The 23598-nt window shown below is 58.2% G+C and carries 26 protein-coding genes; 14 read left to right on the top strand and 12 right to left on the bottom strand.

The genetic code is table 11. The features are described 5' to 3' along the window. Window positions 1–138 precede the first annotated feature (138 nt). The gene (locus ACUN0G_RS27340; protein ID WP_445574842.1) at window positions 139–1371 is read right to left on the bottom strand and encodes a cation:dicarboxylate symporter family transporter; all 1233 of its coding nucleotides are present in this window, start codon (window positions 1369–1371) and stop codon (window positions 139–141) included. A 118-nt stretch (window positions 1372–1489) separates the two neighbouring features. Between ACUN0G_RS27340 and ACUN0G_RS27335 the strand changes: the two genes are divergently transcribed. After that, on the top strand, window positions 1490–2404 hold the full coding sequence (locus tag ACUN0G_RS27335; RefSeq protein WP_258346399.1) for a LysR family transcriptional regulator: 915 nt from the start codon (window positions 1490–1492) through the stop codon (window positions 2402–2404). On the opposite strand, the gene ACUN0G_RS27330 is transcribed toward ACUN0G_RS27335, so the two are convergent. After that, window positions 2389–3264 carry a LysR family transcriptional regulator gene (locus ACUN0G_RS27330; protein WP_445574841.1) on the bottom strand — a complete coding sequence of 292 codons (876 nt, stop codon included), beginning with the start codon at window positions 3262–3264 and terminating at the stop codon, window positions 2389–2391. The genes ACUN0G_RS27335 and ACUN0G_RS27330 overlap by 16 nt on opposite strands. 93 nt (window positions 3265–3357) lie before the next feature. Here ACUN0G_RS27330 and ACUN0G_RS27325 point away from each other — a divergent pair, with 93 nt between their 5' ends. After that, on the top strand, window positions 3358–4383 hold the full coding sequence (locus ACUN0G_RS27325; RefSeq protein ID WP_445574840.1) for an NADP-dependent oxidoreductase: 1026 nt from the start codon (window positions 3358–3360) through the stop codon (window positions 4381–4383). A gap of 372 nt (window positions 4384–4755) precedes the next feature. On the opposite strand, the gene ACUN0G_RS27320 is transcribed toward ACUN0G_RS27325, so the two are convergent. The 3 genes from ACUN0G_RS27320 to ACUN0G_RS27310 all read right to left on the bottom strand — a co-directional run bounded on the left by ACUN0G_RS27320 (window position 4756) and on the right by ACUN0G_RS27310 (window position 8463). After that, window positions 4756–6429, bottom strand: coding sequence for a protein kinase family protein (locus tag ACUN0G_RS27320; protein ID WP_445574839.1), 1674 nt, complete (start codon window positions 6427–6429; stop codon window positions 4756–4758). Between the two features lie 743 nt (window positions 6430–7172). Further along, on the bottom strand, window positions 7173–8006 hold the full coding sequence (locus ACUN0G_RS27315; protein ID WP_445574838.1) for a vWA domain-containing protein: 834 nt from the start codon (window positions 8004–8006) through the stop codon (window positions 7173–7175). A gap of 127 nt (window positions 8007–8133) precedes the next feature. Next, window positions 8134–8463: a DHCW motif cupin fold protein gene (locus ACUN0G_RS27310; protein WP_445574837.1), complete on the bottom strand. Its 330-nt coding sequence runs from the start codon at window positions 8461–8463 to the stop codon at window positions 8134–8136. 141 nt (window positions 8464–8604) lie between these two features. Here ACUN0G_RS27310 and ACUN0G_RS27305 point away from each other — a divergent pair, with 141 nt between their 5' ends. Then, on the top strand, window positions 8605–9093 hold the full coding sequence (locus tag ACUN0G_RS27305; RefSeq protein ID WP_445575609.1) for an HIT family protein: 489 nt from the start codon (window positions 8605–8607) through the stop codon (window positions 9091–9093). 166 nt (window positions 9094–9259) lie between these two features. On the opposite strand, the gene ACUN0G_RS27300 is transcribed toward ACUN0G_RS27305, so the two are convergent. Together ACUN0G_RS27300 and ACUN0G_RS27295 are read right to left on the bottom strand one after the other, a co-directional pair. After that, complete coding sequence (locus ACUN0G_RS27300; RefSeq protein WP_445574836.1) at window positions 9260–9736, bottom strand: GNAT family N-acetyltransferase; 477 nt, start codon at window positions 9734–9736, stop codon at window positions 9260–9262. A gap of 17 nt (window positions 9737–9753) precedes the next feature. Next, a complete protein-coding gene (locus tag ACUN0G_RS27295) occupies window positions 9754–10188 on the bottom strand; it encodes a GNAT family N-acetyltransferase (protein WP_445574835.1) in 435 nt (144 codons plus the stop codon). A gap of 167 nt (window positions 10189–10355) precedes the next feature. On the opposite strand from ACUN0G_RS27295, the gene ACUN0G_RS27290 reads away from it, so the two are divergent. From ACUN0G_RS27290 to argE, 5 genes are all read left to right on the top strand, one after another. Beyond that, window positions 10356–11249 (top strand): hypothetical protein, encoded by an 894-nt coding sequence (locus ACUN0G_RS27290; RefSeq protein ID WP_445574834.1) that lies wholly within the window; start codon window positions 10356–10358, stop codon window positions 11247–11249. Window positions 11250–11410: 161 nt separating this feature from the next. Continuing rightward, on the top strand, window positions 11411–12742 hold the full coding sequence (locus ACUN0G_RS27285; RefSeq protein ID WP_445574833.1) for a flavin-containing monooxygenase: 1332 nt from the start codon (window positions 11411–11413) through the stop codon (window positions 12740–12742). 24 nt (window positions 12743–12766) lie between these two features. Then, window positions 12767–13177: a RidA family protein gene (locus tag ACUN0G_RS27280; RefSeq protein ID WP_026077677.1), complete on the top strand. Its 411-nt coding sequence runs from the start codon at window positions 12767–12769 to the stop codon at window positions 13175–13177. Window positions 13178–13193: 16 nt separating this feature from the next. Further along, on the top strand, window positions 13194–13871 hold the full coding sequence (locus tag ACUN0G_RS27275; RefSeq protein WP_421523621.1) for a DUF1028 domain-containing protein: 678 nt from the start codon (window positions 13194–13196) through the stop codon (window positions 13869–13871). Continuing rightward, window positions 13868–15013 carry an acetylornithine deacetylase gene (gene argE / locus ACUN0G_RS27270; RefSeq protein WP_445574832.1) on the top strand — a complete coding sequence of 382 codons (1146 nt, stop codon included), beginning with the start codon at window positions 13868–13870 and terminating at the stop codon, window positions 15011–15013. Before ACUN0G_RS27275 ends, argE begins: the two co-directional genes overlap by 4 nt. Window positions 15014–15145: 132 nt before the next feature. On the opposite strand, the gene ACUN0G_RS27265 is transcribed toward argE, so the two are convergent. After that, window positions 15146–16057, bottom strand: coding sequence for a LysR substrate-binding domain-containing protein (locus tag ACUN0G_RS27265; RefSeq protein WP_439855696.1), 912 nt, complete (start codon window positions 16055–16057; stop codon window positions 15146–15148). A 217-nt stretch (window positions 16058–16274) separates the two neighbouring features. Here ACUN0G_RS27265 and ACUN0G_RS27260 point away from each other — a divergent pair, with 217 nt between their 5' ends. Then, entirely contained in the window at window positions 16275–17690 is a 1416-nt protein-coding gene (locus ACUN0G_RS27260) for a purine-cytosine permease family protein (RefSeq protein WP_445574831.1), read from the top strand. A gap of 103 nt (window positions 17691–17793) precedes the next feature. Here the strand turns inward: ACUN0G_RS27260 and ACUN0G_RS27255 are convergent, their stop codons facing one another. Continuing rightward, the gene (locus ACUN0G_RS27255; RefSeq protein WP_445574830.1) at window positions 17794–18258 is read right to left on the bottom strand and encodes a hypothetical protein; all 465 of its coding nucleotides are present in this window, start codon (window positions 18256–18258) and stop codon (window positions 17794–17796) included. Window positions 18259–18650: 392 nt separating this feature from the next. Here ACUN0G_RS27255 and ACUN0G_RS27250 point away from each other — a divergent pair, with 392 nt between their 5' ends. Then, window positions 18651–19142, top strand: coding sequence for a GNAT family N-acetyltransferase (locus ACUN0G_RS27250; protein ID WP_445574829.1), 492 nt, complete (start codon window positions 18651–18653; stop codon window positions 19140–19142). A gap of 6 nt (window positions 19143–19148) precedes the next feature. Further along, complete coding sequence (locus ACUN0G_RS27245) at window positions 19149–19397, top strand: MerR family transcriptional regulator (RefSeq protein ID WP_445575608.1); 249 nt, start codon at window positions 19149–19151, stop codon at window positions 19395–19397. Here ACUN0G_RS27245 and ACUN0G_RS27240 read toward each other — a convergent pair. Next, window positions 19283–19558, bottom strand: coding sequence for an SDR family oxidoreductase (locus ACUN0G_RS27240; RefSeq protein ID WP_445574828.1), 276 nt, complete (start codon window positions 19556–19558; stop codon window positions 19283–19285). The two genes, ACUN0G_RS27245 and ACUN0G_RS27240, sit on opposite strands and share 115 nt — an antisense overlap. 205 nt (window positions 19559–19763) lie before the next feature. Between ACUN0G_RS27240 and ACUN0G_RS27235 the strand changes: the two genes are divergently transcribed. Together ACUN0G_RS27235 and ACUN0G_RS27230 are read left to right on the top strand one after the other, a co-directional pair. Then, the gene (locus tag ACUN0G_RS27235; RefSeq protein ID WP_445574827.1) at window positions 19764–20489 is read left to right on the top strand and encodes a hypothetical protein; all 726 of its coding nucleotides are present in this window, start codon (window positions 19764–19766) and stop codon (window positions 20487–20489) included. A 48-nt stretch (window positions 20490–20537) separates the two neighbouring features. Continuing rightward, window positions 20538–20963, top strand: a complete 426-nt coding sequence (locus tag ACUN0G_RS27230; protein ID WP_445575607.1) for a GNAT family N-acetyltransferase — start codon at window positions 20538–20540, stop codon at window positions 20961–20963. Between the two features lie 3 nt (window positions 20964–20966). Here ACUN0G_RS27230 and ACUN0G_RS27225 read toward each other — a convergent pair whose 3' ends face one another. Next, window positions 20967–21482, bottom strand: coding sequence for a GNAT family N-acetyltransferase (locus ACUN0G_RS27225; RefSeq protein WP_445574826.1), 516 nt, complete (start codon window positions 21480–21482; stop codon window positions 20967–20969). Window positions 21483–21614: 132 nt separating this feature from the next. Between ACUN0G_RS27225 and ACUN0G_RS27220 the strand changes: the two genes are divergently transcribed. Continuing rightward, entirely contained in the window at window positions 21615–22295 is a 681-nt protein-coding gene (locus ACUN0G_RS27220) for a class I SAM-dependent methyltransferase (RefSeq protein ID WP_445574825.1), read from the top strand. 14 nt (window positions 22296–22309) lie between these two features. On the opposite strand, the gene ACUN0G_RS27215 is transcribed toward ACUN0G_RS27220, so the two are convergent. Then, window positions 22310–23515, bottom strand: a complete 1206-nt coding sequence (locus ACUN0G_RS27215) for a TPM domain-containing protein (protein WP_445574824.1) — start codon at window positions 23513–23515, stop codon at window positions 22310–22312. Window positions 23516–23598 lie beyond the last annotated feature (83 nt).

Raw genomic sequence — 23598 nt, 5'->3', positions numbered from 1 at the left:
AATGCAATCTGGATGTGGGAGCGGGCTTGCTCGCGAAGGCGGTGTATCAGTTAGCAGATTTATTGGCTGACCCACCGCATTCGCGAGCAAGCCCGCTCCCACATTTGACCGAGTTTGGGCTTGGGAAGTGTGCTCGGCTCAGTGACTCAATTCCCGCTTCAACACCTCACGATCAATCGACTTCTGCCACCCGCATATCGCCAGGCAGGCCACGCAATTGCCCAGCACATTGGTCAACGACCGACACTTCATCAGCCGCTCCACTCCCAACAACAACCCTACCCCTTCCAGCGGCACCAGTTGCAGGATGTTCAAGGTGGCGATCAGGGTAAACAGCGCCGAGCCCGCCACACTGGTAGACCCCAGCGAGGTAAACAGGCAGATCACCAGCACCGCCAGCAATTCGGGAACGGCAATTTCCACCCCGGCCAGATGCGCCAGAAACATAATGGCGGTGGTCAGGTAAATATTGGTGCCGGCCAAGTTGAACGTATAGCCGGTGGTCAGCACCAGGCGCACTAATTGGCGTTCACAGCCCAGCGTCTCAAGTTTGCTGACACAACCGGGAAGTGCAGCAACCGACGAACCGGTAAACGTCACCAACAACAACTCTTCTTTCAAGTAAACAATTAGCCGCGTCAATTTAAATCCAACCAGGCGCGCAATCGTCGCAAACACTAAAATGACGAAAGTCGCGCAAGCCAGATAAATAACCACAATAAACTTTAACAGCGGCAAAACAGAACTTACACCGTACTTCCCCACCACAAACGCCATCGCCCCAAAAGCCGCGAGCGGTGCAAATTTCAAGACAAGGCGCAGCAGCAAGAACAGCCCGGCGACGGCCGCTTCCAGCCAGCCGAGGCAGCGGTTGCCGACCGCGCCGCCACGTCCCAGCACCAACCCGCACAGCACCGCCACCAGCATCACCTGAAGCACCAGACTCTGGGTAAAAACCCTGTAAAGACTGGATGAAATCGAGGTTGCGGACAGTTCATGCAAGAGCTTTTCCGGCGCAACAGGCGGCGTCAGATGGTCAACATCCAGGTTAGCCACCGCCGTGTGATCCAGGCTGAACAGCCACCCCGTCGACATTCCCAACACCAATGCGGCCAGGGACATCAGCTGGAAATACACCACGATCCGCCCCACTACATGCCGATGGTGGGGCTCGCGCTTGATCCCCGCCACACCGGTCGACACCAGCACAAACAACAGAAACGGCATCAGTAACCCGACCACTTTTATAAAAGCGTCACTGAGCAGTTTCATCTCGACCGCCACGCCCGGATAAAACAACCCCAACACCATGCCAAGTGCAATGGCAATCAAAATAGGCAATGTGGCGTTAGTGGAAAATCGGGCTGACATCAATGCTCCAGGGTCTTTTTATTTATTGTTATTGTCGGATCAGGCCACTTTCGGCATATTGGTCGCCAAGGCGCATGCTGGCCATAAATAATAAAGTCTTGTCACGGGATATACCACCATGGAACTTCGCCATTTACGTTATTTCATCATGGTGGCCGAAGAGCGACATTTCACCCGCGCTGCCGCCCGCCTGAACATGCAACAACCGCCCCTCAGCCAACAGATTCGTGCCCTGGAACAAGAGCTGGGGTTCGACCTGTTCAAGCGCCACCCCAAGGGCGTCGACCTGACGGCCGGCGGCCTGGTATTTCTCGATGAAGCGCGGGCCATCCTCGCCCGCGTCGAACAAGGCTCCCTCAAGGCCGCCCGCGCCGCCCAGGGCATCGAGGGCACACTGGTCATCGCCTTCACCAGCTCCGCGGCAGCCCACCCACTGATCCCGCGCATCATCCGCGCCTACCGCGAGCACTACCCGGGCGTGGAACTCTCGATCAACGAAGGCAGCGCCCGGGAAGTCACCGAAGACACCATCGAAAAACGCATCGATATCGGCATCCTCCGCGCCCCGGTGGGCGACCACCAGAGCCTGACCTTCCACCGCCTGCTCAACGAAGAAATGCTGCTGACCCTGCCCGTCGGGCATGCGCTGCTCAAGGGCGCCGAGCCAAAAATCACCATGGCCGACCTGAAGGACGAACGCTTCATCCTGGTCCGCCGCCCCGGCGCGCCGGGGATGTACGCCAACCTGATCAAGGCCTGCCAGAACGCCGGCTTCGAGCCGAAGATTGCCTTTGAAGTGGAGCGCATGCTGACCAACGTCAGCCTGGTGGCCGCCGGTGAAGGCATCTCGGTGGTGCCCGCGTCGATGCGCGATGTGCACCGCGAGAGCGTGGTGTATTGCCGTATCAGCGATGCGCGGCCACGATTATTGGCGCCGATCACCCTGGTGCGGCGCGCGTTCAATCCGTCGGCGCCGTTGCAGAATTTCATTGGCTTGGCGCGGGAGTTGGCGGGGGTTTATCGCAAGGGTTGAGTCATCGCGTGAAAACTCTCGGTGAGCAGTTCCACCGCCGCGCGGATGCTGTCGCTTTGTCGTGGAGTGGCGTACAGGCCGTAGTTGACACTCAAAATAGGCCCATCGCTTTCAGCCAGGGAAATGATGCGCATGGTCTCCGGCCGAATATTCTCCGCCGGCAGCAAGGCCACACCCAATCCGCCCTCCACCGCTGCGGTGATCACGCCAATGTTCGGGCTGGTGACCGTGACCCGAAAATCCCGCCCGGCGTTCAGCAAGGCATCAAACATCAAGCGCCGCCAGGCACAGGGTTCGGCGTACACGATGACATCCAGCGGCAGCGCCGCATCGATTTCTTCATCAATCGCGCACACCCAATACAGCTCGACGTTCCAGGCGTGCACAGGGTCGGCGTTGAACGATGAGCTGACGCCAATGGCCACATCCAGCTCGCCGTCATTCCAACGCTCGGCGAGCGCGTCGCCGTGGTCAACGACGACCTCCAGGTGCACATGCGGGCAGGCGCGCCGCAGCCGGCCGAGCGCTGCCGGCAACGCCGATACCGCCACGTCTTCCGAGAGCCCGACGCGCACATTGCCCATCACCGTGCGCTCTTTCAGCCGCGCTGCTACCGTCTCGCCCAAGGCCAGAATGCGCGTCGCGTAGGTGAGCAGCAGTTCGCCTTCGGTAGTGGGCACCACGCCCCGACCTGTTCTGCGCAACAGCCGCTGGCCCAGCAACTCTTCAAGCCGGCGGATTTGTGCGCTGAGGGCCGATTGCGCCCTGCCCGCCTGCTGGGCTGCACCACTCAGGCTGCCGTGCTGGCATACCGAGATAAAGGTTCGTAGCAGGTAGGGTTCAAACGCGTCGGATATCATGTTTGGGTTAACTCTGAATCAACAGCTATCACCCTACCTCGATAGCTGGAGCATGACTACTCTGCTGGAACGTTATCAACCAGGAAGAGCCTCATGACCCAGCTCCAGAACCAACGCATCGTATTGGCCGCCCGCCCCGACGGGCGCCCGCAACCCAGCGATTTTCGCCTGGAGTACAGCGCGATTCCAGAGCCTGCCGAAGGCGAAGTGTTGCTTGAAAACCTCTATCTGTCCCTCGACCCCTACATGCGCTGGCGCATGAGTGCGGCCAAATCCTATGCCGAGCCAGTGGGCATCGGCGAGGTGATGGTGGGCGGCACGGTCGCGCGGATCAAACATTCACGAAACCCGTTGTGGCAAGAGGGCGACATGGTGCTTGCCTATGCCGGTTGGCAGCGTTTTGCACTCTCGGATGGCCTGGACCTGAGGCTTCTGGATCCGAGCATCGCCCACCCCAGCACAGCGCTGGGAGTTCTTGGAATGCCGGGGTTCACCGCTTACTCGGGGTTGCTCACTGTTGGCCAACCTAAGCCCGGTGACACCGTGGTAGTCGCGGCGGCGAGTGGCGCAGTGGGTTCGGTGGTTGGCCAGATCGCCCGCATCAAGGGCGCACGCGCCGTGGGTATCGCGGGCGGGCCGGAGAAATGCGCGTTCGTGAAAAATGAACTCGGGTTTGATGCCGTCATCGACCATCGCGCAGCGGATTTTGCCCAGCAGTTGGCCGAAGCCTGCCCCAATGGAATTGACGTTTACTTCGAAAATGTCTCGGGAGCGGTTTGGGATGCCGTGAGGCCGCTGCTCAATGACTTTGCGCGGATACCCGTATGTGGGCTGATCGCGCATTACAACGACAGCGCGGTGCCTGGGCAACAGGTCGACCGACTGCCGGCGACTATGCACGACATCCTCGCCAAGAGCCTCACCGTGCGCGGCTTTATCCAGACCGAGTTTGTTGACGAGCAGCAGGACGACTTCTTGCAGGAAGCCGCGCAGTGGATTGATCAGGGCAAGCTGAAGTGGCGCGAAGACATTGTCGAGGGCCTGGAGAATGCGCCTGAGGCGTTTATCGGGCTGCTGGAGGGGCGCAATTTCGGCAAGTTGATTGTGCGACTGGCCTAACAATCCTCCCTGGCCAAAAGCTGTGAGCACAATTAAAGCGGCCGTTCGCCTTGATCACTTACCCGTTGATCCCGCCACTGTCGGCACTCGTCAGGAACGATACAGTGGCGGCAATATCCACCCCGCCGCTGTTTAATGTCATTGACTAGCCGCTTTTGAATACGTCAGTCGACCACGAGTAACCTGGAGCCAGTGGTCGAGGATGAGAGATGCCCATCCATATCATTATCCACCTCGTAATTCATACCGGTGAGCCAAAGTGACTTGAAAAGCGCGCCTCCATAACTCCGACCGGCGTTAGATCTACACAGGGGAATTACTACTGGCTTGCATTGGCAGCTGCAAAAAACCAGGATTTCAATATCTCAAAACCTAACGAGCACAAGCCCTCAAAACGCTTATTACAACGACTCCAATAAATATCCAACCACCCCATCCCATTCTAGAGGAGTGTTTCATGGGGCGGCTTGAACTCTGAGGTTGTGTGCTGTGATTGGGGCGAGGCTGCGGCGACACGCTCCTGCCGGAAGGTGTGGACTGGGACGTCTGCGCCCGCATCTTTTCAAGTAGCTGTTGGTTCGAACTTTTTGGCGCAACAGGTTGTGACGGCACTCTTGAAGCCTGCTGGCTTACAAAACCTCCTGTTTTACTCATAGAAGAAAGAATGTCGGCATTCCTACTAGATGAGCTACCTGTGACGGCGGAGGGTCCTTTGCCTGAAAGACGGAACTTTGCTTCTTGCTCTGGCAACTGCTGAATCTGACCAGGTGCGGTAATCGTGATAGAAAGGTGAGTGTAACTCGTTTTTTTTGCCTGGCCATTATAAGGTGGGTCCACCAAACCAGTTACAGAAAGCCAACGCCCCACCCAAGACTCATCTGGCACATTTGGTTTTATTGAACTTATCCCTTCGAACCAAATAGCAAGCTTCACAGCCTTACCGCGCCAATCGTCGAAGTTCACAAATATATAAGGCTTTTTGTTTGCTCCCCAACCGTTGCGCACAGAATGAATTCGCCCGACTAGCTCGATGCGACTGCCAACTAGTGAAAACACCTGAGCATAGTTTGTCGCTTCACAAACTGGGTACGCACTTTGATATATAACGTTTCCAGAAACTGCTCTCGGCTTGAACTCAATTACATTGCTGCCCAGCCCTTTACCTTGCAGGAACTCCGTCAGCGTTGGTACAGCTTGAAACTCCCCTAGCACTACCCGAGCCAAATTCCTTACATTAGCCGCTACTCCATTCAGCTTACAAACCTCACCAAAAATTGCTGACGCAGCCGGATCAAGAAAGTCATTACGTCGAAAAACAACAGCACTAGGCTCAGAACGAGAAACATTCCAAAGTGACGGCGCAGCCATTAGTGCTTGCAGTGCCACATCCAAAGTAATAAAAGAAAACCGATCCAACTTTTCGTTAAAGTCTCTAGCTGATCGCTTTGGATGCTGAAAATTAACCTGTCCAAGTTCCGTAGCGGCAGCCCCTCGAAAAGATTCAACGAACATACCATCGTAATCAATTAGCTGAACTGCGCTCCCATCATCATTTACCATGACATTTTCAGGCTGGATATCGCCATGGGATATCTGGTTTCGCTCCAGAAAGCCAGCCAAGCCAGCTAAAGCGTGCCTTAGTCGTTGTAGTGTTTGTGGTTTTCCGTGCTCACTCTCCAGGAATTCAGCGAGGGTACGTCCCTGAGCCCAAGCCATTTTAACTATCGGATAGCTTTTTCCATGTATCCGGATCCCATTTGGTATAAATTCAAAGGGAAGAAAGTAAGGACTCGCGAGCTGTTTAATCCTTATGGAAATCGCCTGATATCGTCGTTCCAGTTCACGCGACTCTTTATGAAAGCAGCGCAATGCAAACTTCTTCCCTTGAGTTTCAACCGTGTAGGTAAGTGCAAATCCTCCGCATAAAGCTAAAGGAAGTCCTAGACCTGAGGTCTTCAGGCGACCCTGTTTTAGCTCAGTATCTTGCAACACCAATTGCGGTGACTGCAAAGCCTCGTTGTACTGCTCAAGGGTGGGATATGCCATAGCTTAAGTTGAACTGTTCAGATTAATTATTATCAATGTGGAGTCGTCAAGGCGCATAGCCCCAGAAGCACGCTCAGCCTCGACCAATCCGAGGAGGTCCTCATCACTCCTGACGCTACAGAGGCGATCAAAAGCTTGAATGTCTCCTCTCTCCTGACTAGAAAGTATCCAGGCGCCTAAAGCATCAGTCATGCACAGAAGCAGACATGAGCCAGACTGGTCATAGCTCCACTCTCTGTGAACCCAAGGCCCGGCAGCCCCTCCGCTGACAGGAGCGTTTAACGCAGAACGAGTAGACAGTAAAAACGGCTTATCACTAAACTGACAGGCGCGTGAGTAAGGTACGGATTGGAGTATCTCACTACCATCGGCCCATATAACCAGACTGTCTCCCAATGCAGAAACACTTACTAGCTTCCGATCAGGCTCATCCTGCACGACTATCAACGTAGCGAAGCTGCCTCGCTCGTAGGCTGCTGCCTTGGACCAAGACAATGTGCTCGTATCATGTAGTAGCCTATACTTCTGAACACATAAATCGACCAGTTCGTCCGAAGGTTCGCTGCCTAGAAACTCCTCCACTAGCAAGTTAGCCCAGCTATGGGCATCGAAGGACTCAGACGCTCCATCAGAAAGCACCACCCGCCCTCTATCTTGCGCTATACGGTAGGCATCCTCATTTTCCATAGGCGCGTCGGAATACTTAGCTACGGTCCCCTCGAATAGGATCTGAAATACCATAGTCAACGCAACTGCGCAGCTCTGGTGCCGATATCGAAAAAGTCGACAATTTCTGCGATATCACCATTGAAGACAAAACCTCGAGACTCCATAGTCGCTTTAATACCTTTTTCTTCTGCGACTCTTTGAAGGTGAGGAGGTAAAGAGCTCGACATAGAGAACAACAATTTTGCGTAGCTATCGCTTAATCCGGCGTCCGAAACAGGAAACTTAACCGGATCACCTCCGCTAGTACTGACATGAAGGTTAAACAGTAAAACGTTACCGTCACTAGTACCTATCTGTTGTAGCTGCTGCGCCAAGGAAGCAGGATCACCATCCGTCGACTCACCATCAGTAACATGTAGCACGGTGGGTGGATAACTATCCGGATGGGAGTCGCACCATGCAACTAACTGCTCAGCAGCAGTAGTGATGGCATTACACATTGGAGTGCCGCCGGATGCTTTAGGCTCGAACCATACCGGGAACTTGATAGACTGATCGACCAAACCTCCAGCACCATCATCAACTCGTTTGAAACGATCTTCAATCCGCAGAGGATTGGCTTCAATCTTAGAAATTGGATGAAGGATTGTGCCTGACAGCCCACCTACCAGGCCGTTGACTGCCGTGGAACCGGAGTAACCTAATACCCCAACCTCAAAGTAGTCGCGAGTACCTTCTGACTTGGTGCAACGAGTAATCAACGTCGCAAACGTACGATTTAAAACATCAGCCACAAACTGCGCCTTTGACTTCCCATTGGTCATGATGTCTTGCATAGAGCCAGACTGATCCACTAAAAACAGGAAAGCTGTTGGGCTAGTCCGACTTATCTCTGCGCTGTAGCTCATTGAAAACCTCACTGGTTAATTGATCTCCAGCAGAGAGCATATAGCATTTTGCCATCCCTATGGAATCCAGAGGATCGAAATAGAGGCCTTCCAACCTCACGATTCCTTCCAAGGCCCGATCTCCAGATCAATCCACCACAAATAACTTCGCCCCAAGGGTAGTCGATGACCGATGCCCCTCCATGTCATTGCCCACCTGATAAGTCATCCCGGCAGTCAGCGTGAACTGCCGGCCATCCTCCAGTTCGGTGTGCAACTCACCTTCCAGGCACAGCAGGATATGCCCGCGCCAACACCAGTGGTCGGCGAGATAACCGGCGCTGTATTCGACCATGCGCACGCGGGTTGAGCCGAACTGACAGGTGCGCCAATACGCGCTGCCGGTTTCGCCGGGGTGCAGCACGGGTTCGAGGGTCGACCAGTCGGTGGTGCCAAAGGGGATTGCGGTCAGGTCCATGGTTTTCTCGGCATTGAATACGTGTGAATGAACCGTACCGATAAGGTGAATGCCGCGATAGAGACAGATCCGCTGCATTTGCGGGATACAGGGCAACAACTCTTGGTATCCTGCCAACCCTCTTCGCATGGAAGCCCGTCGATGAAGATCGATCCATCCTTTGTTGTGCATGAGACCGAGCATTGGCTGCTCAATCATCACCTGTCGTCCACGCTGCCGGGCTACCTGATGCTGGGTGCCAAGGCGCCTATACACTCCCTGGCTGACATGCCCGATGCGGCGCTCGCGGAGCTGGGCGGGTTGCTGGCCAACATCCAGCGAGTGATGGAAGCGCAACTGAAACCCAAGTGGCTTTACATCAGCCGGTTCGGGCATATGCCGGGCTTCCCGCTGCACTTTCATTTCATACCCGTGTATGGGTGGGTTGAAGCGCTGTTCTGGCAGGATGAGCGCTATCGGGTTTTGCAGTATTTCGGGACGCAGCAGAAGGCTACCGACGGTGCGGAGCTGACGCTTTTTATCTGGCGGGAGTTTGGTGAGAGCCCTACGCCGCCGGTTGCTCAAGGCCCCTCTGTCAGCGAGGTGATCCAAGATTTACGTGCGGCATTCAGTACCGAGGGCAGCACATGACCTGTGGCGAGGGGGCTTGTCCCCCGTTGGGCTGCGCAGCAGCCCCAAAACAGTCACTGAGTTCTGCCTGCAAGACAACGGCAGCCTGATTGGGGCCGCTTCGCAGCCCAACGGGGGACAAGCCCCCTCGCCACAGCAAGCCCCCTGCCACAGTCTTTTTGTCGTGTCAGCGAACACTGTGCAGGTGTTTACGCATAGGAATACAGGCCAACTGCAACCCCGATGGCGAGTGGTAGATCGCCTGCTCATCGCCCACATACCCACACCGCCGATAAAAATCCGCCGCGTTCAACGTCGCGTCCAGGATCACTTCTTCAATCCCCAATTCCTGCGCCAACACCTCCAGATACACCAACACCTGCTTGCCAATCCCGCGGCCGGTAAACCCGGGCAACACAAACAGTGCACCGATTTCGTTGTTCGCCAAATCCAGCATCCCCGTGGCCACAGGTTCACCGTTCACGCAGCCCAGGTAAAAATGCTTGTCCATCAGCGTGTCGTAACCGTCCTCAGCGGCGCCGCGGGTCCACACCATCATCTGCTCGGACGTGTACGCTCCGATGCATTGGCTGCGTATGGCCAACAGGCGAATGTCGAAGGCGGTCTGTGCATCTTCCAGCGTGGCGCGTCGTATCTCGAGCATGGGTCCCTCCATGGGCGTCAGGCGTTGTCGTCACCCGGTCGGGTAAACGAATAGCGGTCAATATCGGTCCTCAGTTGCCAGCCCTGACCCTGCCAATAACGGGCGGCGCTGTCATTGGTCTTGAACACATCCAGGTGGCATTTACGGATGCCCAATTGCGCAAGGCTGGTGAGGCAGCGCTCTACCAGCGCGTTCGCAATGCCCTGGCGCCGATACTCAGGCAGCACCAGCAGGTGCTGCAAATAACCGCGCCGGCCATCGTGCCCGCACATCACGCACCCACCCAGCACACCGTCGACCTCGGCCACGAAGCTCATGTCGGGATTGCGCTCCAGATAACGCGCGGTGGCCTCGCGGGAGTCGGCGTCGCGCAGGGAGATGCCCGGGGTGTTGCGCATAAGGTCTATGAGAGGCTCGTAATCGTCGAGGGTCATGATACGGATATCGGGCATGGCCTGGCGCCTGTTCGTGTGGGTTCGCTGTCAGCAAGGTATCAAATCAGACATGACAGGCTCGGGAAATAGAGCGAAAAATTATGGCCGAACGCCATCACCTGTCAAAACCCAATCTACTCTCAATATGCCATTCACTCATAAACCCCAAGGAAGAGAGGCTGATCATGCGCTTACTACTGCTTTTTTTATTAATGGGCACGCTAGCGGGATGTCAGTTTTTTCAGGTTTTGACTACAAGCAAAATCGAGCCACAAGCCAATCCAAAAGATGAGGTCTATCTACAACTGTTGGTGGCCGATAACAAAGACACCCCGGCCTGGCTGGATACGACAATTGCAAAAACCTGCGCTAGCCAGCGCAAGACTGATTTTTTGTCTGCGATATGGGCACCCATCGCAGGCAAGCTCGCCTTCGATATTGTCGTCGAGAAAATGAGCAGCTATGTCAAAGACACTAACGATCGATCAAACAAAAGCTACTCGGTCAAAGGTGTTTTCCACTCATCCACGCTCCGCAATACTAATTGCATTGTCGTGTATCGCGGCGTGATTCCGAAAGACGAGAACACAAAGAAAAGCTGGAAGCCTAGCGCTGCCTTTGTCGCTCAACTCGAATGGGCGGGCCCCTCGGCATTTGTGATGAAGCCACTCATCGTGGTTGCGCAAAATAGTGTCTCCCTCACAAAGTCCCCATCAGATGAGTCAGGTGCAGACGGAAGGAAAGGCACTATCTCCATGTCACTGGCCATGGCGGAATCAGCGGTGGTGCAAGACGCAGCAGGCGTTTGGAATCTGCGCCAGTTGGGAGCCGCAGCCATCACCGTACCTGTTGTTCCCTTGCACACACCGCCAAAATTCATCGTTCCAATAGATCCGCGAAGCTCTGAACTGCTTCCTGCTCCGGATCAAAACGTAGCGGTTCAGCTTTCGTTTGCGATCACTGAATCCGGGAATATCGTAGGTGATGCTGACGCCGCGCAAGCTGAAATCAAAGCCATTGCAGCCGCAATAGGACCGGGGCTCGAAGCTGAAATCACACGACACTACAAAGAAGACTGATCCCACCCCACACAGTCGCGAGGCCGCAATGCGGCCTTTGCGACTGCGCTGATCCAAGCCTCTGTCCAAAGCAAGAACCACGCTCTGCATCCGATATTTATGCTCACTTCCCAGCTTAATAATATTTTATTAAAAACCGCCCTCCCCCTAGCCTTGAAGCCATGCCCAAGCTGAATCCAACTGCATTACGCAAGGACAGACACATGACTCAAGCAATAACAAAAATAGACACGCTGGTAGTGGGAGCCGGTCAGGCTGGCGTCGCCATGAGCGAGCACCTGAGCAAACAAGGCGTGCCGCACCTGGTGCTGGAGCGCAGCCGTATCGCCGAGCGCTGGCGCACCGGCCGCTGGGATTCGCTGGTCGCCAACGGGCCGGCCTGGCATGACCGTTTTCCGGGCCTGGCCTTCGATACTGTCGCGCCCGATGGCTTTGCGCCGAAAGAGCGCGTGGCGGACTACTTCGAAGCCTATGCACGCAAGTTCAATGCACCGATTCGCACCGGCGTGGACGTGACCTCCGTGGTGCGCAATGTCGGTCGTCCGGGCTTTACCATCCACACCAGCGAAGGCGTGATCGAAGCCAACCGCGTGGTGGCGGCCACCGGGCCGTTCCAAAAGCCGGTGATTCCGGCGATTGCGCCTCAAGACAGCACGCTGCACCAGATCCACTCCGCCGACTACCGCAACCCCGCGCAACTGCCGGCTGGCGCCGTGCTGGTGGTGGGTGCGGGTTCCTCCGGGGTGCAGATCGCCGATGAACTGCAACGCTCCGGGCGCCAGGTGTACCTGTCGGTCGGTGCCCACGACCGCCCACCGCGGGCCTATCGCAACCGCGATTTCTGCTGGTGGCTGGGGGTGCTGGGCGAGTGGGACCAGGTCGCGATGAAGCCCGGCCGCGAGCACGTGACCATTGCGGTGAGCGGCGCCCACGGCGGCAAGACCATCGATTTCCGCGAGCTGGCCCAGCAAGGCATGACCCTGGTCGGCCTGACCCAATCCTTCGACGGCAGCGTCGCCCGCTTCCAGCCCAACCTGGTGGAAAACCTGGCCCGCGGTGATGAGAACTACCTGGCCCTGCTGGATGCGGCGGATGCCTACATCGAACGCAACGGCCTCGACCTGCCGCCAGAGCCCGAAGCACGCCGCGTGTTTCCCGATGCCGAGTGCATCAAGCAGCCGATTCTGGAACTGGACCTGGCCAAGGCCGGTATCACCACAATCATCTGGGCCACCGGCTTTGCCGTGGATTACAGCTGGCTGAAGGTCAATGCATTTGACGCCGCCGGCAAGCCGCAGCACCAGCGCGGCGTAGCCAGCGAGTCGGGCATCTACTTCCTCGGTTTGCCATGGCAGTCGCGCCGGGGCTCTTCGTTTATCTGGGGCGTGTGGCATGACGCCAAATACGTGGCCGACCATATCGCCATCCAGCGCCAATACCTTGAGTACCGCGAACCCGCGCCGGTTGTTCACACCTCACCTGTCAGCGCCTGATCACTTTTTTCTGGAGTTTTTTTGATGCCTACTCACACTCGCATCCGCATGTTCAACACCAAGGAAACCTACCCCAACCAGAGCCTGGACAATGACCTGTGCCAGGCCGTACGCGCCGGCAACACGGTGTATGTACGGGGCCAGGTGGGCACCGATTTCGACGGCAAGCTGGTGGGCCTCGGCGACCCGCGCGCCCAGGCCGAACAGGCCATGCGCAACGTCAAGCAACTGCTGGAAGAAGCCGGCAGCGACCTCAGCCACATCGTCAAGACCACCACCTACCTGATCGACCCACGCTACCGCGAGCCGGTGTACCAGGAAGTCGGCAAGTGGCTCAAGGGCGTGTTCCCGATCTCCACCGGGTTGGTGGTTTCGGCCCTGGGCCAGCCACAGTGGCTGATGGAAATCGACGTGATTGCCGTCATCCCCGAGTAACCCAAGGAGGCACGACATGACCTTTTCAATCGTCGCCCGCTGCGCAGAAACCGGCCAGATGGGCATTGCCATCAGCTCCTCAAGCATCGCCGTAGGCGCCCGCTGCCCCTGGCTGCGGCCCGGCGTGGGTGCGGTCTCGACCCAGAACATCACCCTGCCGGCCCTGGGCCCGGATGTACTCGACCTGCTGGAGCAAGGCCTGGAGCCCGCCGACGCGGTGGACAAGGCACTCACCCGCAACGGCTACAGCCAATACCGGCAACTGACGGCGATTGACCACCTGGGGCGCACCGTGCATTTCAGCGGCAGCGAAACCCTCGGCACCCATAACGCGGTGTCGGGTGAACAGTGCGTCGCGGCCGGCAATATGCTCGCCGACCGCGCGGTGATCCAGGCCATGGTCACCGCATTTGAACAGGGCGAAGGCCAACTCACCGATCGCCTGCTGGCCGCCATGCATGCCGCCATCGCCGCCGGTGGCGAGGCCGGCCCGGTGCATTCGGCAGCGGTTGTGGTGGTGGGCGAACTGACCTGGCCGATCATCAACCTGCGGGTGGATTGGGCCGATGAGAACCCGATTGGCGAACTACAGAAGTTGTGGGACGCCTACCGCCCGCAGGTGCAGGACTACATTGACCGCGCCCTGGCCCCGGACCGTTCACCAGGCTACGGCGTGGCCGGAGACGACCGATGAGCAACAGCCGCGAATTGCTGCAGACGCTGGTGGGGTTTGATACCACCAGCCGCGAGTCCAACCTGCAATTGATCGAGTACGTACGCGACTACCTGGCGGGGTTCGGCGTCGCCAGCGAGCTGATCTACAACGATGAGCGCAGCAAAGCCAATCTGTTCGCCACCCTCGGCCCGGCGCAAGTGCCCGGGATTGTGCTGTCGGGGCACACCGACGTGGTGCCGGTGGATGGCCAGCCGTGGACGTTGCCGCCGTTTGAATTGACCGAGCGCGACAGCAAGCTGTTTGGCCGGGGCACGGCGGACATGAAGGGCTACATCGCCTGCGTGCTGGCGCTGGTGCCGTCGCTGGTGAACGCAGACCTGCGGATGCCGGTGCATATCGCCTTGTCCTATGACGAGGAAGTCGGCTGCCTTGGGGTGCGCTCGCTGCTCAAGGTGCTGGAGCAGTGGCCGGTGAAACCGCTGCTGTGCATTATCGGCGAGCCCACCGAGCTGAAGCCGGTGCTGGGCCATAAAGGCAAGCTCGCCATGCGCTGCGAAGTGCATGGCGAGGCGTGCCATTCGGCGTATGCGCCTCAGGGCGTGAATGCAATCGAGTACGCGGCGGAGTTGATTGGTGAGCTGGGGCGGATTGGCCAGCGCCTCAAGGTGCATCAGGACGAGCGCTTTGACCCGCCGTTCAGCACCGTGCAAACCGGGTTAATTTCCGGAGGCAAGGCGCTGAATATCGTCCCGGCGGATTGCCGCTTCGACTTTGAAGTGCGCGCCTTGCCGTCGATGGACCCGGGGGAAGTGGCTGAGGAACTGCAGGCGTATGCGATGCAGCAGGTGTTGCCGCGCATGCAGGCGGTGAGCCGGCAGAGTGCGATTCGCTTCAGTGAGTTGTCGGCGTACCCGGGGCTGGCCACCGACCAGCGTAGCCAGGCGGCGGAGCTGATTGCGGCGTTTTGCGGCTCGCGGGAATTTGGCACCGTGGCGTTCGGGACTGAGGGTGGGTTATTTGATGCGGCGGGCATTCCCACCGTGGTGTGCGGGCCTGGGAGCATGGACCAGGGGCATAAGCCGGATGAGTTTGTGAGTGTGGAGCAACTGAAGGGTTGCGATGAAATGCTGCAGCGAATGTTACTTTCGATCCGTACCTGATTCCCCAAGCAATACAAATCAACTGTGGGAGCCGGGCTTGCCCGCGATGGCGGTGGATCAGTTGGCCTATTTGCTGGCTGACACACCGCCATCGCGGGCAAGCCCGGCTCCCACATTTTTTTGCTCTGTGTTTTACCCAAGTAACTGAGCCAGCTCTTCCCGGCAATACTCCACAAACAACTGCACCGGCTTGGTCAACGGCGCCCGGCGCAACCACACCGCCGACAACCCCGACCCCGTCACCGTCTCCGCCAACGGCACACACACCAGCTTCTGCCCGTCATAGGAGTACGGCGAAAACGGCTTGGTCACCAGAATCGAAAAGCCAAACCCGCGCCCCACCATCCCGCGCACCATCTCGATCGACGGCGAACTGAAGACAATATTCGGCGTCAGCCCACGCTCCTCAAAGATGCTCACGAAGTACGTCCGGCTTGGCAGCACATCCAGCAGAATCATCGGCTCCAGCACCAAATCCGCCAGCGACACCTTGGCCTGCTGCGCAAACCGGTGATCCGCCGGCAACAATGCATAGGGCTGCTGCGGCGGCATCAGCGGCGTGGTCTCGATAGCGCTGCCCAGGTCATGCTCAAACAGCATCGCCACGTCGATACTGCCGGCAGTCAGCGCCTGCACCAGCTCCTGCTGCTCACCGTCCCGCAGGCGGATTTCCACCCCCGGCCAGCGCTGCTTGAAGCCTGCAATCAAACGCGGCAAATACAGCGGCGCCACCGTCTCGAAGCACCCGATATCGATCTGCCCCGCCACCACGTCGTTGTCTGCCAGGGCGTTCTGCTCGAACTCATGGGCGACCCGCAGCAGCTCCAGGGCCTTGCGGTAGAACCGTGCACCACTGGGCGTCAGCGACACCCCTTGGGCGTGATGCCGGATAAACAGCTGCACGCCAAAGCTGTCTTCCAACTGCTTGATGGCGGTCGACACCGACGGTTGCGCGATATAGAGCTTGCGCGAAGCCTCTGCCACGCTGCCGCACTCGGCGGTGGTTACAAAATATTTGAGCTGGCGCAGATTATAGGCAGCCATCGGGACCTCCAGAAACGTGGGATTTCGCCCCAAACAAGTCCATGCAACATACCGGAGCGAAAATCGCCGCGAGATATTATTTTTAAGGTCTATAGCAACAAACTTACTAATTTACCTCCCCGTGACCATTGCACATGATCACTCCAACAACAAAAGCGACGCACACGCGCCGCCCAGCGAAGTACGTCAACGTACTCACCTTGCCTTGGAGCTCGTCATGGTTACCACTGCAACATCCTCCGCCCCGCTTATCGAAAAACACACGATTGGATACGTGCCCCCGGAAGATCGCCACGGAAAGGTAAGAGACCTGTTCACCCTGTGGTTCGGCGGCAACATCGCGCCGCTGCCCATCGTCACCGGCGCGCTGGCCGTGCAACTGTTCGGCCTGAACCTGGTGTGGGGCATCATCGCCATCCTCGTCGGCCACCTCGTCGGCGGCGTGCTGATGGCACTGCACTCGGCCCAGGGCCCGCAGATGGGCATCCCGCAAATGATCCAGAGCCGCGCCCAGTTCGGCTCCCTCGGCGCACTGCTGGTGGTGGTGATCGCCGGTGTGATGTACATCGGCTTCTTCGCCTCCAACATCGTACTGGCGGGCAAATCCCTGCACGGCGTGGTCGATGCGATCCCGGTGCCAGTGGGCATCGTCATCGGCGCCATCGGCTCGGGGATCATCGGTATCATCGGCTACCGCTTCATCCACGTACTCAACCGCATCGGCACCTGGGTGCTGGGCGCGGGCATCGTGCTGGGTTTCGGCTACATCTTCACCCATGTGCAGACGGCCGACTTCCTGACACGCGGCAACTTCAATATCTCCGGCTGGCTGGCCACCGTGTCGCTGGCCGCGCTGTGGCAGATCGCGTTTGCGCCGTATGTGTCTGACTACTCCCGCTACCTGCCGGCGGATGTGCCGGTGGCGTCGACCTTCTGGACCACCTATCTGGGTACCGTGCTCGGTTCCAGCCTGTCGTTCATCTTTGGTGCCGTTGCGGTACTCGCAACACCGGTCGGCATGGACACCATGGACGCGGTCAAACTGGCGACCGGCTCCATTGGCCCGCTGATGCTGTTGCTGTTCCTGCTCAGCGTGATCAGCCACAACGCGCTTAACCTGTACGGTGCGGTGCTGTCGTTGATCACCCTGGTACAGACCTTTGCCTACCGCTGGATCCCCACCGCCAAGGCGCGCGCTGTGATCTCGGTACTGGTGCTGGCCGCGTGTTCGATTGCGGCGGTGTTTGCGTCGAAGGATTTTATCGGGCACTTCGTGGACATGGTGCTGGTGCTGCTGGTGGTACTGGTGCCGTGGACGGCGATCAACCTGATCGACTTCTATGCGATTCATAAGGGCAAGTACGACATCGGTTCGATCTTTCGGGTCGATGGCGGGATTTACGGGCGGTACAACCCTCAGGCGCTGGTGGCCTATGCGGTGGGGATTGTGGTGCAGATTCCGTTTATGAATACGCCGCTGTATGTCGGGCCGATTTCGGTACACATCAACGGGGCGGATTTGTCCTGGTTGGTGGGGTTGGTGGTGACGTCGCCGCTGTATTTCTGGTTGGCGAGTCGGGACAGTGCGTATAAGCGCCGGTTGGAAGGGGGGAAGTTGGTGGGTGGGGTTTGAGTGAGTAACCCATTGACCTGATCCAGCGCCTATTCCACCACTGTCTTGCGGGCTCTAAAGCTCGCAGGACAGTGGTGTTTTATTTCTACGCCAACGGTCACCGCTACCTTTCTTTGATTGCCTTGATAGCCTCCATGTAGGCGCTGTTACCAATACCCACTTGAGCCCAGACAGGCCTGGTTTCATCACCTTGCCGGTCGTACTGTTCATCCGCGTCCCACAAGGTGATCAGTTGATTGGGGAACAGGTATTGGCAGGAGTCGTAGACGTGAGGGCCAGATGCATCATGGTCGGCAATAACCGAAAACAGCTCTGGCGCTGCAAGCGAATAAACATCCAACCCTTTGTAGCTAACCGTGATTTCCGGGCTGGACGAAATACCAATAAAGTGAATATTGCCATCAGTGCCACATTCGGTCTGGATACAGGAATGATGGAAGTAATCGAGTGAGTCTCTAGCGCTTTCAAGAGGAAAGCCGCTGGCACGCATGGCTTCCCTGGCCTCTGCGCGGGTTACGCCAAGCTTCAAAGGGCCAATGGAATCCAGCGGGATAATTTCAAACGTCATCACTACGATATGTCCTTATAAATGGCCGGGCATTTTTCACTGTCGATGAAAATCTGAAGGTAGCAAAAATTGATTGCCGGCAGTGGCCCCGAGTGGTGAAACCTGACCGTAGCAGTTGTCGAGCCCCAGCGAGGCTACGTTGGGCGCGCCGCTACTATGGAGCCGGACGCATGACCGAGTTGAGGCTGACGCAGCCTCGCTGGGGCTCGACAGCTGCTACGGGGGGAGGATGGCGGATATTTGTGGTGTTCTGAAGGCCGCCATCGCGGCCTCGCTGAAGCTCGACGGCTCCCACAGGGGGGCGGGGGTGTGGTGGGTTTTGTGTTCGGCGGTGCTGTCGGGGTGTTCTTTCTTTATCATGGGGGCCGTCGTTCAATTTCTCCGGTAACCCAATGCCCGCCCTCACCTTCCGTAACGCCAACCCCGCCGACGCCAACCGTTGCTACGAGATCGAAATCTCGGCCTACGAAGGCGACGAAGCCGCCACCCTGGAAAAGATCGCGACGCGTATTGCGCTGTACCCGCAAGGCTTTCTGGTTCTGGAGGCAGATGGTGTTGTGGTCGGTTTCATCAACTGCGGTTGCGCCGATGAAGTGGTGATGTCGGATGAGGCCTTCAAGGAGTTGGTCGGGCATTCAGCCGACGCGCCGAATGTGGTGATCATGTCGGTGGTGGGGGATCCCGCCCAGCAAGGCAAGGGCTACTCGACGCGCTTGATGACGGAGTTCGTGCAGCGCATGCAGGCGATGGGCAAGAAGACCATTCACCTGATGTGCAAGGACCGCCATGTGGAGCTGTATACGCGCATGGGCTATCGCTATGTGCAGCCGTCAGCGTCTGACCATGGCGGGATGGCGTGGCATGAGATGGTGATGGATATCTAGTATTGGCTGCCTCAGGAAAAGGATCTTGCTTATGTTCATCGGACGACTGCCAAGCTGACAGGCTGCACACCAAAAGCTATCCGGCTGTATGAGCAACTGGGGCTGATCAATGAACCCCAGCGGGAAGGCCGGTACCGCCTCTATAACGCACACCATCTGCAAATCGTGCACCTGATCCGCAAGGCGCAGGTGGCCGGTTTCAAGCTGGCAGAGATGGGGCCGCTACCTTCCAGTGCCTTGAGCAGGGAAGCTTGATCCTGCAACTCGGCGTAGACCAACTCGCAATCAAGGCCGGCGAACGGTGCGCGATTGTTTGTGTTGCGCATGCCGGCGCGCACGGTGTGACCCTGTTCCAGCAGTGCCCTGACTAGATTATTCCCCAGGTGCCCGTTCGCGCCCGTCACCAGACATCGCATACCGAATCTCCATTTCGCGGGAGGATTGCGCTCCTCCTTCGCATGGAAAACAGCCTAAAGTCTGCCCCACGGGACAGAGTCAAGCAGGCGAGAGGGAACAAACGTTGATCAAACAACGATGACGCCTGCACTGCCCAGGCGCTATGCTGTGCGCCTATTTACGCGCCCCTGGCGCCTCCCCCGAACGGACTCAACGGAGACACCCGTGCAACGCCTGATCCTGCCCCTCGCCTGCCTCGCCTGCCTCGCCCTGAGCGCCTGCTCCACCCCTACGGCCCGCGTCAGCCATGGGGATGTCACGACCCATAAACTGCCCGACATCAACCCAGCCGTGATCAAGAGCATCGAGCAGTTGCAGATGCCGGCGCCGAGCAAGGCACTGAGCTACCTGGATCTGACAGGCACCTCGACCTACCTCAAAACCTCGAAACCAGAACGTATCGAGTCGTTTATAGCGCCCGACCCGGCGACTGGCCAGTTGGCGATCAACTACACCGAGAACGGTCACAGCGGCCGTCAAATCAGTTGGCGCGGCCTGCTGACGCTCTCCAGCAGCGAGTCGAACAAGAGTGGGCAAACCACAACCCTGGTCGGCAGCCTGAATTTTGAAGGCGACTGGAAGCAATTGAACGTGGGCAGTCAAGTCAGCTATACCCGCCGGCAAACCCTTAGTAACAACTACCTCGGGACCTTGATGGATAGCACGTGGAAGACGGTTTGCACGATCGACAGTGAGGTTTCTGCCAGTCAGTTAAACCCCAACTTGAGTGGCAACGCCAAGGCCCTGAGCTGCCGCCAGCCCCGTGAAAACCTACCGCCGACTCCGATGCAGCATTACTACTACCTGGTTGACTATGGTTTTTTCTACCACGCCAGCACCGACCAGAGCGACGACATTGGCAAGCAGATGACAATCATGCAGGTGAGGTAATCCCGCAACCTGTTTGAAGCGTGACATGCCCCGAAGGAGTACAACGTGATGACACCGCATCTGATTGAAGTAGGTGACCAGCCGAATGCCGAGGCCGAGCGCATCCTCGGCAGCGGCCTTGCCGCCTTCAACGAACAGGTCACCGGCTCGAATGATCGGCGCACGCTGACCGTGCTGATCAAAGATCCCGACACCGGTGAAGTCCTCGGCGGGATCACCGGCAAAACCACCCTTGGCATGGCTTTTCTCGATCTTTTCCATCTGCCCGAGGCGCTGCGTGGCTCAGGCCTGGGCACTACGTTGCTGAAGGCATTCGAAGAGGAAGCCCGTCACCGGGGCTGCCGCTCGGCGGTGCTGTACACCCTCAGTTTCCAGGCCCCGGAATTTTACGAGAAGCATGGCTGGGTGCGTTTTGGTGAGATCCCTTGCAACCCGGAAGGCAGCAGCCGGGTGTTCCTCAGCAAAACGCTCTGAGGGCTAGACGCCAAGCCTTTTACCAAACAGCCGATTTTCATGGGTTTCATTCTGGAAGGTATAGGAAGGCGCGCCTAACAGCTCGTAGCCACGGCGCGGATAAAACCCCAGCGCCCGCTCGTTGCCGACCCACACCGTCGCCCACAACAACGACGCACCACCCTGCCCTGCGTGCTGTTCAGCCGCTTGCAGCAAACGGTAGCCGAGTCCGAGCCCGGTAAACCGTTCCTGGATGTAGAGCCGCTGCAACTCCGCCGCTTTCGGGGTTGAGATCAGCGCATGGCCCGTGTCCATCGCCACCTGGGCAAACCCCACCAGATGCCCATTGGATTCAGCGACGATGATGGCCGTGCCCGGCTGGGCGATCAGCGCGGAAATCGTCTGGGGCGAAAACGCTTGCAGCGCCTCGGCAGCGATTGAATCGCGAATGCCTTCTGTGGCGTAGGTATCCAGAAAAACCTGCATGCCCAGCACGCCAATACATAACGCGTCTTCAGGTCGTGCATCGCGGATAAGCATGTCGGGGAGCATTCGAGGGGTACTCTCAAAATCAGCAAAGGCAACGTTTTAACACAACTGCACATCTCTGCAATTGCCAGCCCGGATTCGCCCCAGTAGGGTTATCGCTTCCCCCGCCAACAGGAGCCAGCAATGACCTGGTTTTCAGACCCCGACGCTGTTGCCCGTTACGCCGAAGGCCCGGTGAGGCTGGTGCCGGGTTTCGAGTCACTGCAACGCATGACCACGTTGCTGCTGCGCGAAACCGTCCCAGCCACCGGCAAGGTATTGGTACTCGGCGCAGGCGGCGGGCTGGAGCTGAAGAAGTTTGCCGACAGTCAGCCCGAGTGGCAGTTTGTGGGGGTCGACCCGTCTGCCGAGATGCTGAAGCTGGCCGAGGCCACCTTGGGTCAGCTGATGGCCCGTGTGCAGTTGCATGAAGGCTATATCGATACCGCGCCCGAGGGGCCGTTCGATGCCGCTACGTCCTTGCTGACGTTGCACTTCATCCCGTCCGAGGAACGCCTGCAAACCCTGAAAGCGCTGTGGCGGCGCTTGTTGCCAGGCGCGCCTTTGATTGCGGCGCATCACAGCTTCCCCCAATCCTCGCCAGAGGAAAAAACACGCTGGCTGAAACGTTATGCCGCCTATGCTGTAGATTCCGGCGTGCCGCCTGAAGATGCGCAGCGGGCGATTGCCGCCATCAGCAGCCACTTGCCGGTGCTGTCGCCCGGGAACGATGAAGCGCTGCTACGGGAGGCAGGCTTTGAAGGTGTGGAACTGTTCTACGCGGGCTTCAGCTTCAAGGGTTGGATTGCCTACAAGCCCGCCTAGCTTCCGGGGGAGTTTTACCAACTCCCCGACGCGCCACCCCCACCGCTGGAACCGCCACCCCCCGAAGAGCTGCTGCTGGAACTGGAACTCGAACCGGAGGAGCTGGAGCTCCCACCCGACCCCGACCCCGACCCGCCGCTGATACCATGGGCAAAGATGAACAGCGCCGCGAACGAAGCGAAGGGAAACGCCAGCAGCCACCCCGTGGCGCTCTTATCAATCAATGCCCCAGCGACTCCGTACACCACCAGCACCGCCACCAGCCGCACGATAAAGCCAACCTGGCTCTCTTGCCACATGCTCTTCATCACCAGGAACAGGCCGAGATACAGGCCCAGGACCAGCAACCCTGCGAATGGATAAGCCAGCCAGTGGATCAAGGATATCTCGCGTACGAAGTTATCGGTCAGCAGCACGCCGGCGATGTAGCCCAACAGCACCAGCACGGCATAAAACGCCGCCCTCGCCTGCCACAACGCGCCGAAAGTAGCGCCACCGATCAACATGCACAGGGGCAGCAACAGCAAATAGACCGGCCAGTCCTTGCCGCCCGCCACCGCGACCAGCACCACGGTGACACCGACCACCGCCATCAGGGCCCGGCGCCAAGGGAGTTTTTCGGCCCCCATCAATACCCCGACCACCCCGCCAAACATGAACGCCAGGAGCACCGCATACGCTTCAGGCGGAAAGCCGGCCTTGGCCACCTCGGGCAAGTTGCCGCCGTCCACCAACAGCGTCAGGTCGTCCACCGCCTGCTGCACGCCGCCGGCGTAATCGCCCTGGCGAAAGGCCGGGGTGATGTGTTCTTCGATAATGCGGTGGGCCAGCAGGTCGGTGACCACGCCTTCCAGGCCGTAACCGACTTCGATACGCACCTTACGATCGTCCTTCGCCACCAGCAGCAGGATGCCGTCGTTGACGTCCTTGCGCCCCAGTTTCCAGGCACGGAACAGTTGGTTGGCGAAGTCCTCGATGCCCACGCCCTGGGTGCTCGGCAGCAGCATCACTGCCACCTGGGCGCCCTTGCGTTGTTCCAGGCCGGCGAGTTGCGCGGTCATGCGCGATTGAGTGGCGGCGTCGAGGGTGTGGGTCAGGTCGATCACGCGCTGGTCCAGCGCAACCGTGACCGGCGCCGGGGGAACGGTATCGGCCCACACCTGCGTACCGGAAACGATCAGCAGCAAGCCCAAGACACATAGCCGTAGGAACACCATCATGTTTTGTTACCTGAAGTTTCATCCTGAATCGGCCGACTTTACCCTATCGACGCTATAAACAGGTGACCCAACGCCACCGACTA

Source organism: Pseudomonas sp. 32A (assembly GCF_052682255.1).
Note: the sequence above shows the minus strand (reverse complement) of the source record. Positions and strands in the feature narration are given on the sequence as shown.

Bases quoted from the DNA above. Each gene is read 5' to 3' on its own strand.
- ACUN0G_RS27340 (WP_445574842.1), bottom strand. From the start codon at position 1,371: ATGTCAGCCCGATTTTCCACTAACGCCACATTGCCTATTTTGATTGCC.
- ACUN0G_RS27335 (WP_258346399.1), top strand. From the start codon at position 1,490: ATGGAACTTCGCCATTTACGTTATTTCATCATGGTGGCCGAAGAGCGA.
- ACUN0G_RS27330 (WP_445574841.1), bottom strand. From the start codon at position 3,264: ATGATATCCGACGCGTTTGAACCCTACCTGCTACGAACCTTTATCTCG.
- ACUN0G_RS27325 (WP_445574840.1), top strand. From the start codon at position 3,358: ATGACCCAGCTCCAGAACCAACGCATCGTATTGGCCGCCCGCCCCGAC.
- ACUN0G_RS27320 (WP_445574839.1), bottom strand. From the start codon at position 6,429: ATGGCATATCCCACCCTTGAGCAGTACAACGAGGCTTTGCAGTCACCG.
- ACUN0G_RS27315 (WP_445574838.1), bottom strand. From the start codon at position 8,006: ATGAGCTACAGCGCAGAGATAAGTCGGACTAGCCCAACAGCTTTCCTG.
- ACUN0G_RS27310 (WP_445574837.1), bottom strand. From the start codon at position 8,463: ATGGACCTGACCGCAATCCCCTTTGGCACCACCGACTGGTCGACCCTC.
- ACUN0G_RS27305 (WP_445575609.1), top strand. From the start codon at position 8,605: ATGAAGATCGATCCATCCTTTGTTGTGCATGAGACCGAGCATTGGCTG.
- ACUN0G_RS27300 (WP_445574836.1), bottom strand. From the start codon at position 9,736: ATGCTCGAGATACGACGCGCCACGCTGGAAGATGCACAGACCGCCTTC.
- ACUN0G_RS27295 (WP_445574835.1), bottom strand. From the start codon at position 10,188: ATGCCCGATATCCGTATCATGACCCTCGACGATTACGAGCCTCTCATA.
- ACUN0G_RS27290 (WP_445574834.1), top strand. From the start codon at position 10,356: ATGCGCTTACTACTGCTTTTTTTATTAATGGGCACGCTAGCGGGATGT.
- ACUN0G_RS27285 (WP_445574833.1), top strand. From the start codon at position 11,411: ATGCCCAAGCTGAATCCAACTGCATTACGCAAGGACAGACACATGACT.
- ACUN0G_RS27280 (WP_026077677.1), top strand. From the start codon at position 12,767: ATGCCTACTCACACTCGCATCCGCATGTTCAACACCAAGGAAACCTAC.
- ACUN0G_RS27275 (WP_421523621.1), top strand. From the start codon at position 13,194: ATGACCTTTTCAATCGTCGCCCGCTGCGCAGAAACCGGCCAGATGGGC.
- argE (WP_445574832.1), top strand. From the start codon at position 13,868: ATGAGCAACAGCCGCGAATTGCTGCAGACGCTGGTGGGGTTTGATACC.
- ACUN0G_RS27265 (WP_439855696.1), bottom strand. From the start codon at position 16,057: ATGGCTGCCTATAATCTGCGCCAGCTCAAATATTTTGTAACCACCGCC.
- ACUN0G_RS27260 (WP_445574831.1), top strand. From the start codon at position 16,275: ATGGTTACCACTGCAACATCCTCCGCCCCGCTTATCGAAAAACACACG.
- ACUN0G_RS27255 (WP_445574830.1), bottom strand. From the start codon at position 18,258: ATGACGTTTGAAATTATCCCGCTGGATTCCATTGGCCCTTTGAAGCTT.
- ACUN0G_RS27250 (WP_445574829.1), top strand. From the start codon at position 18,651: ATGCCCGCCCTCACCTTCCGTAACGCCAACCCCGCCGACGCCAACCGT.
- ACUN0G_RS27240 (WP_445574828.1), bottom strand. From the start codon at position 19,558: ATGCGATGTCTGGTGACGGGCGCGAACGGGCACCTGGGGAATAATCTA.
- ACUN0G_RS27230 (WP_445575607.1), top strand. From the start codon at position 20,538: ATGACACCGCATCTGATTGAAGTAGGTGACCAGCCGAATGCCGAGGCC.
- ACUN0G_RS27225 (WP_445574826.1), bottom strand. From the start codon at position 21,482: ATGCTTATCCGCGATGCACGACCTGAAGACGCGTTATGTATTGGCGTG.
- ACUN0G_RS27220 (WP_445574825.1), top strand. From the start codon at position 21,615: ATGACCTGGTTTTCAGACCCCGACGCTGTTGCCCGTTACGCCGAAGGC.
- ACUN0G_RS27215 (WP_445574824.1), bottom strand. From the start codon at position 23,515: ATGATGGTGTTCCTACGGCTATGTGTCTTGGGCTTGCTGCTGATCGTT.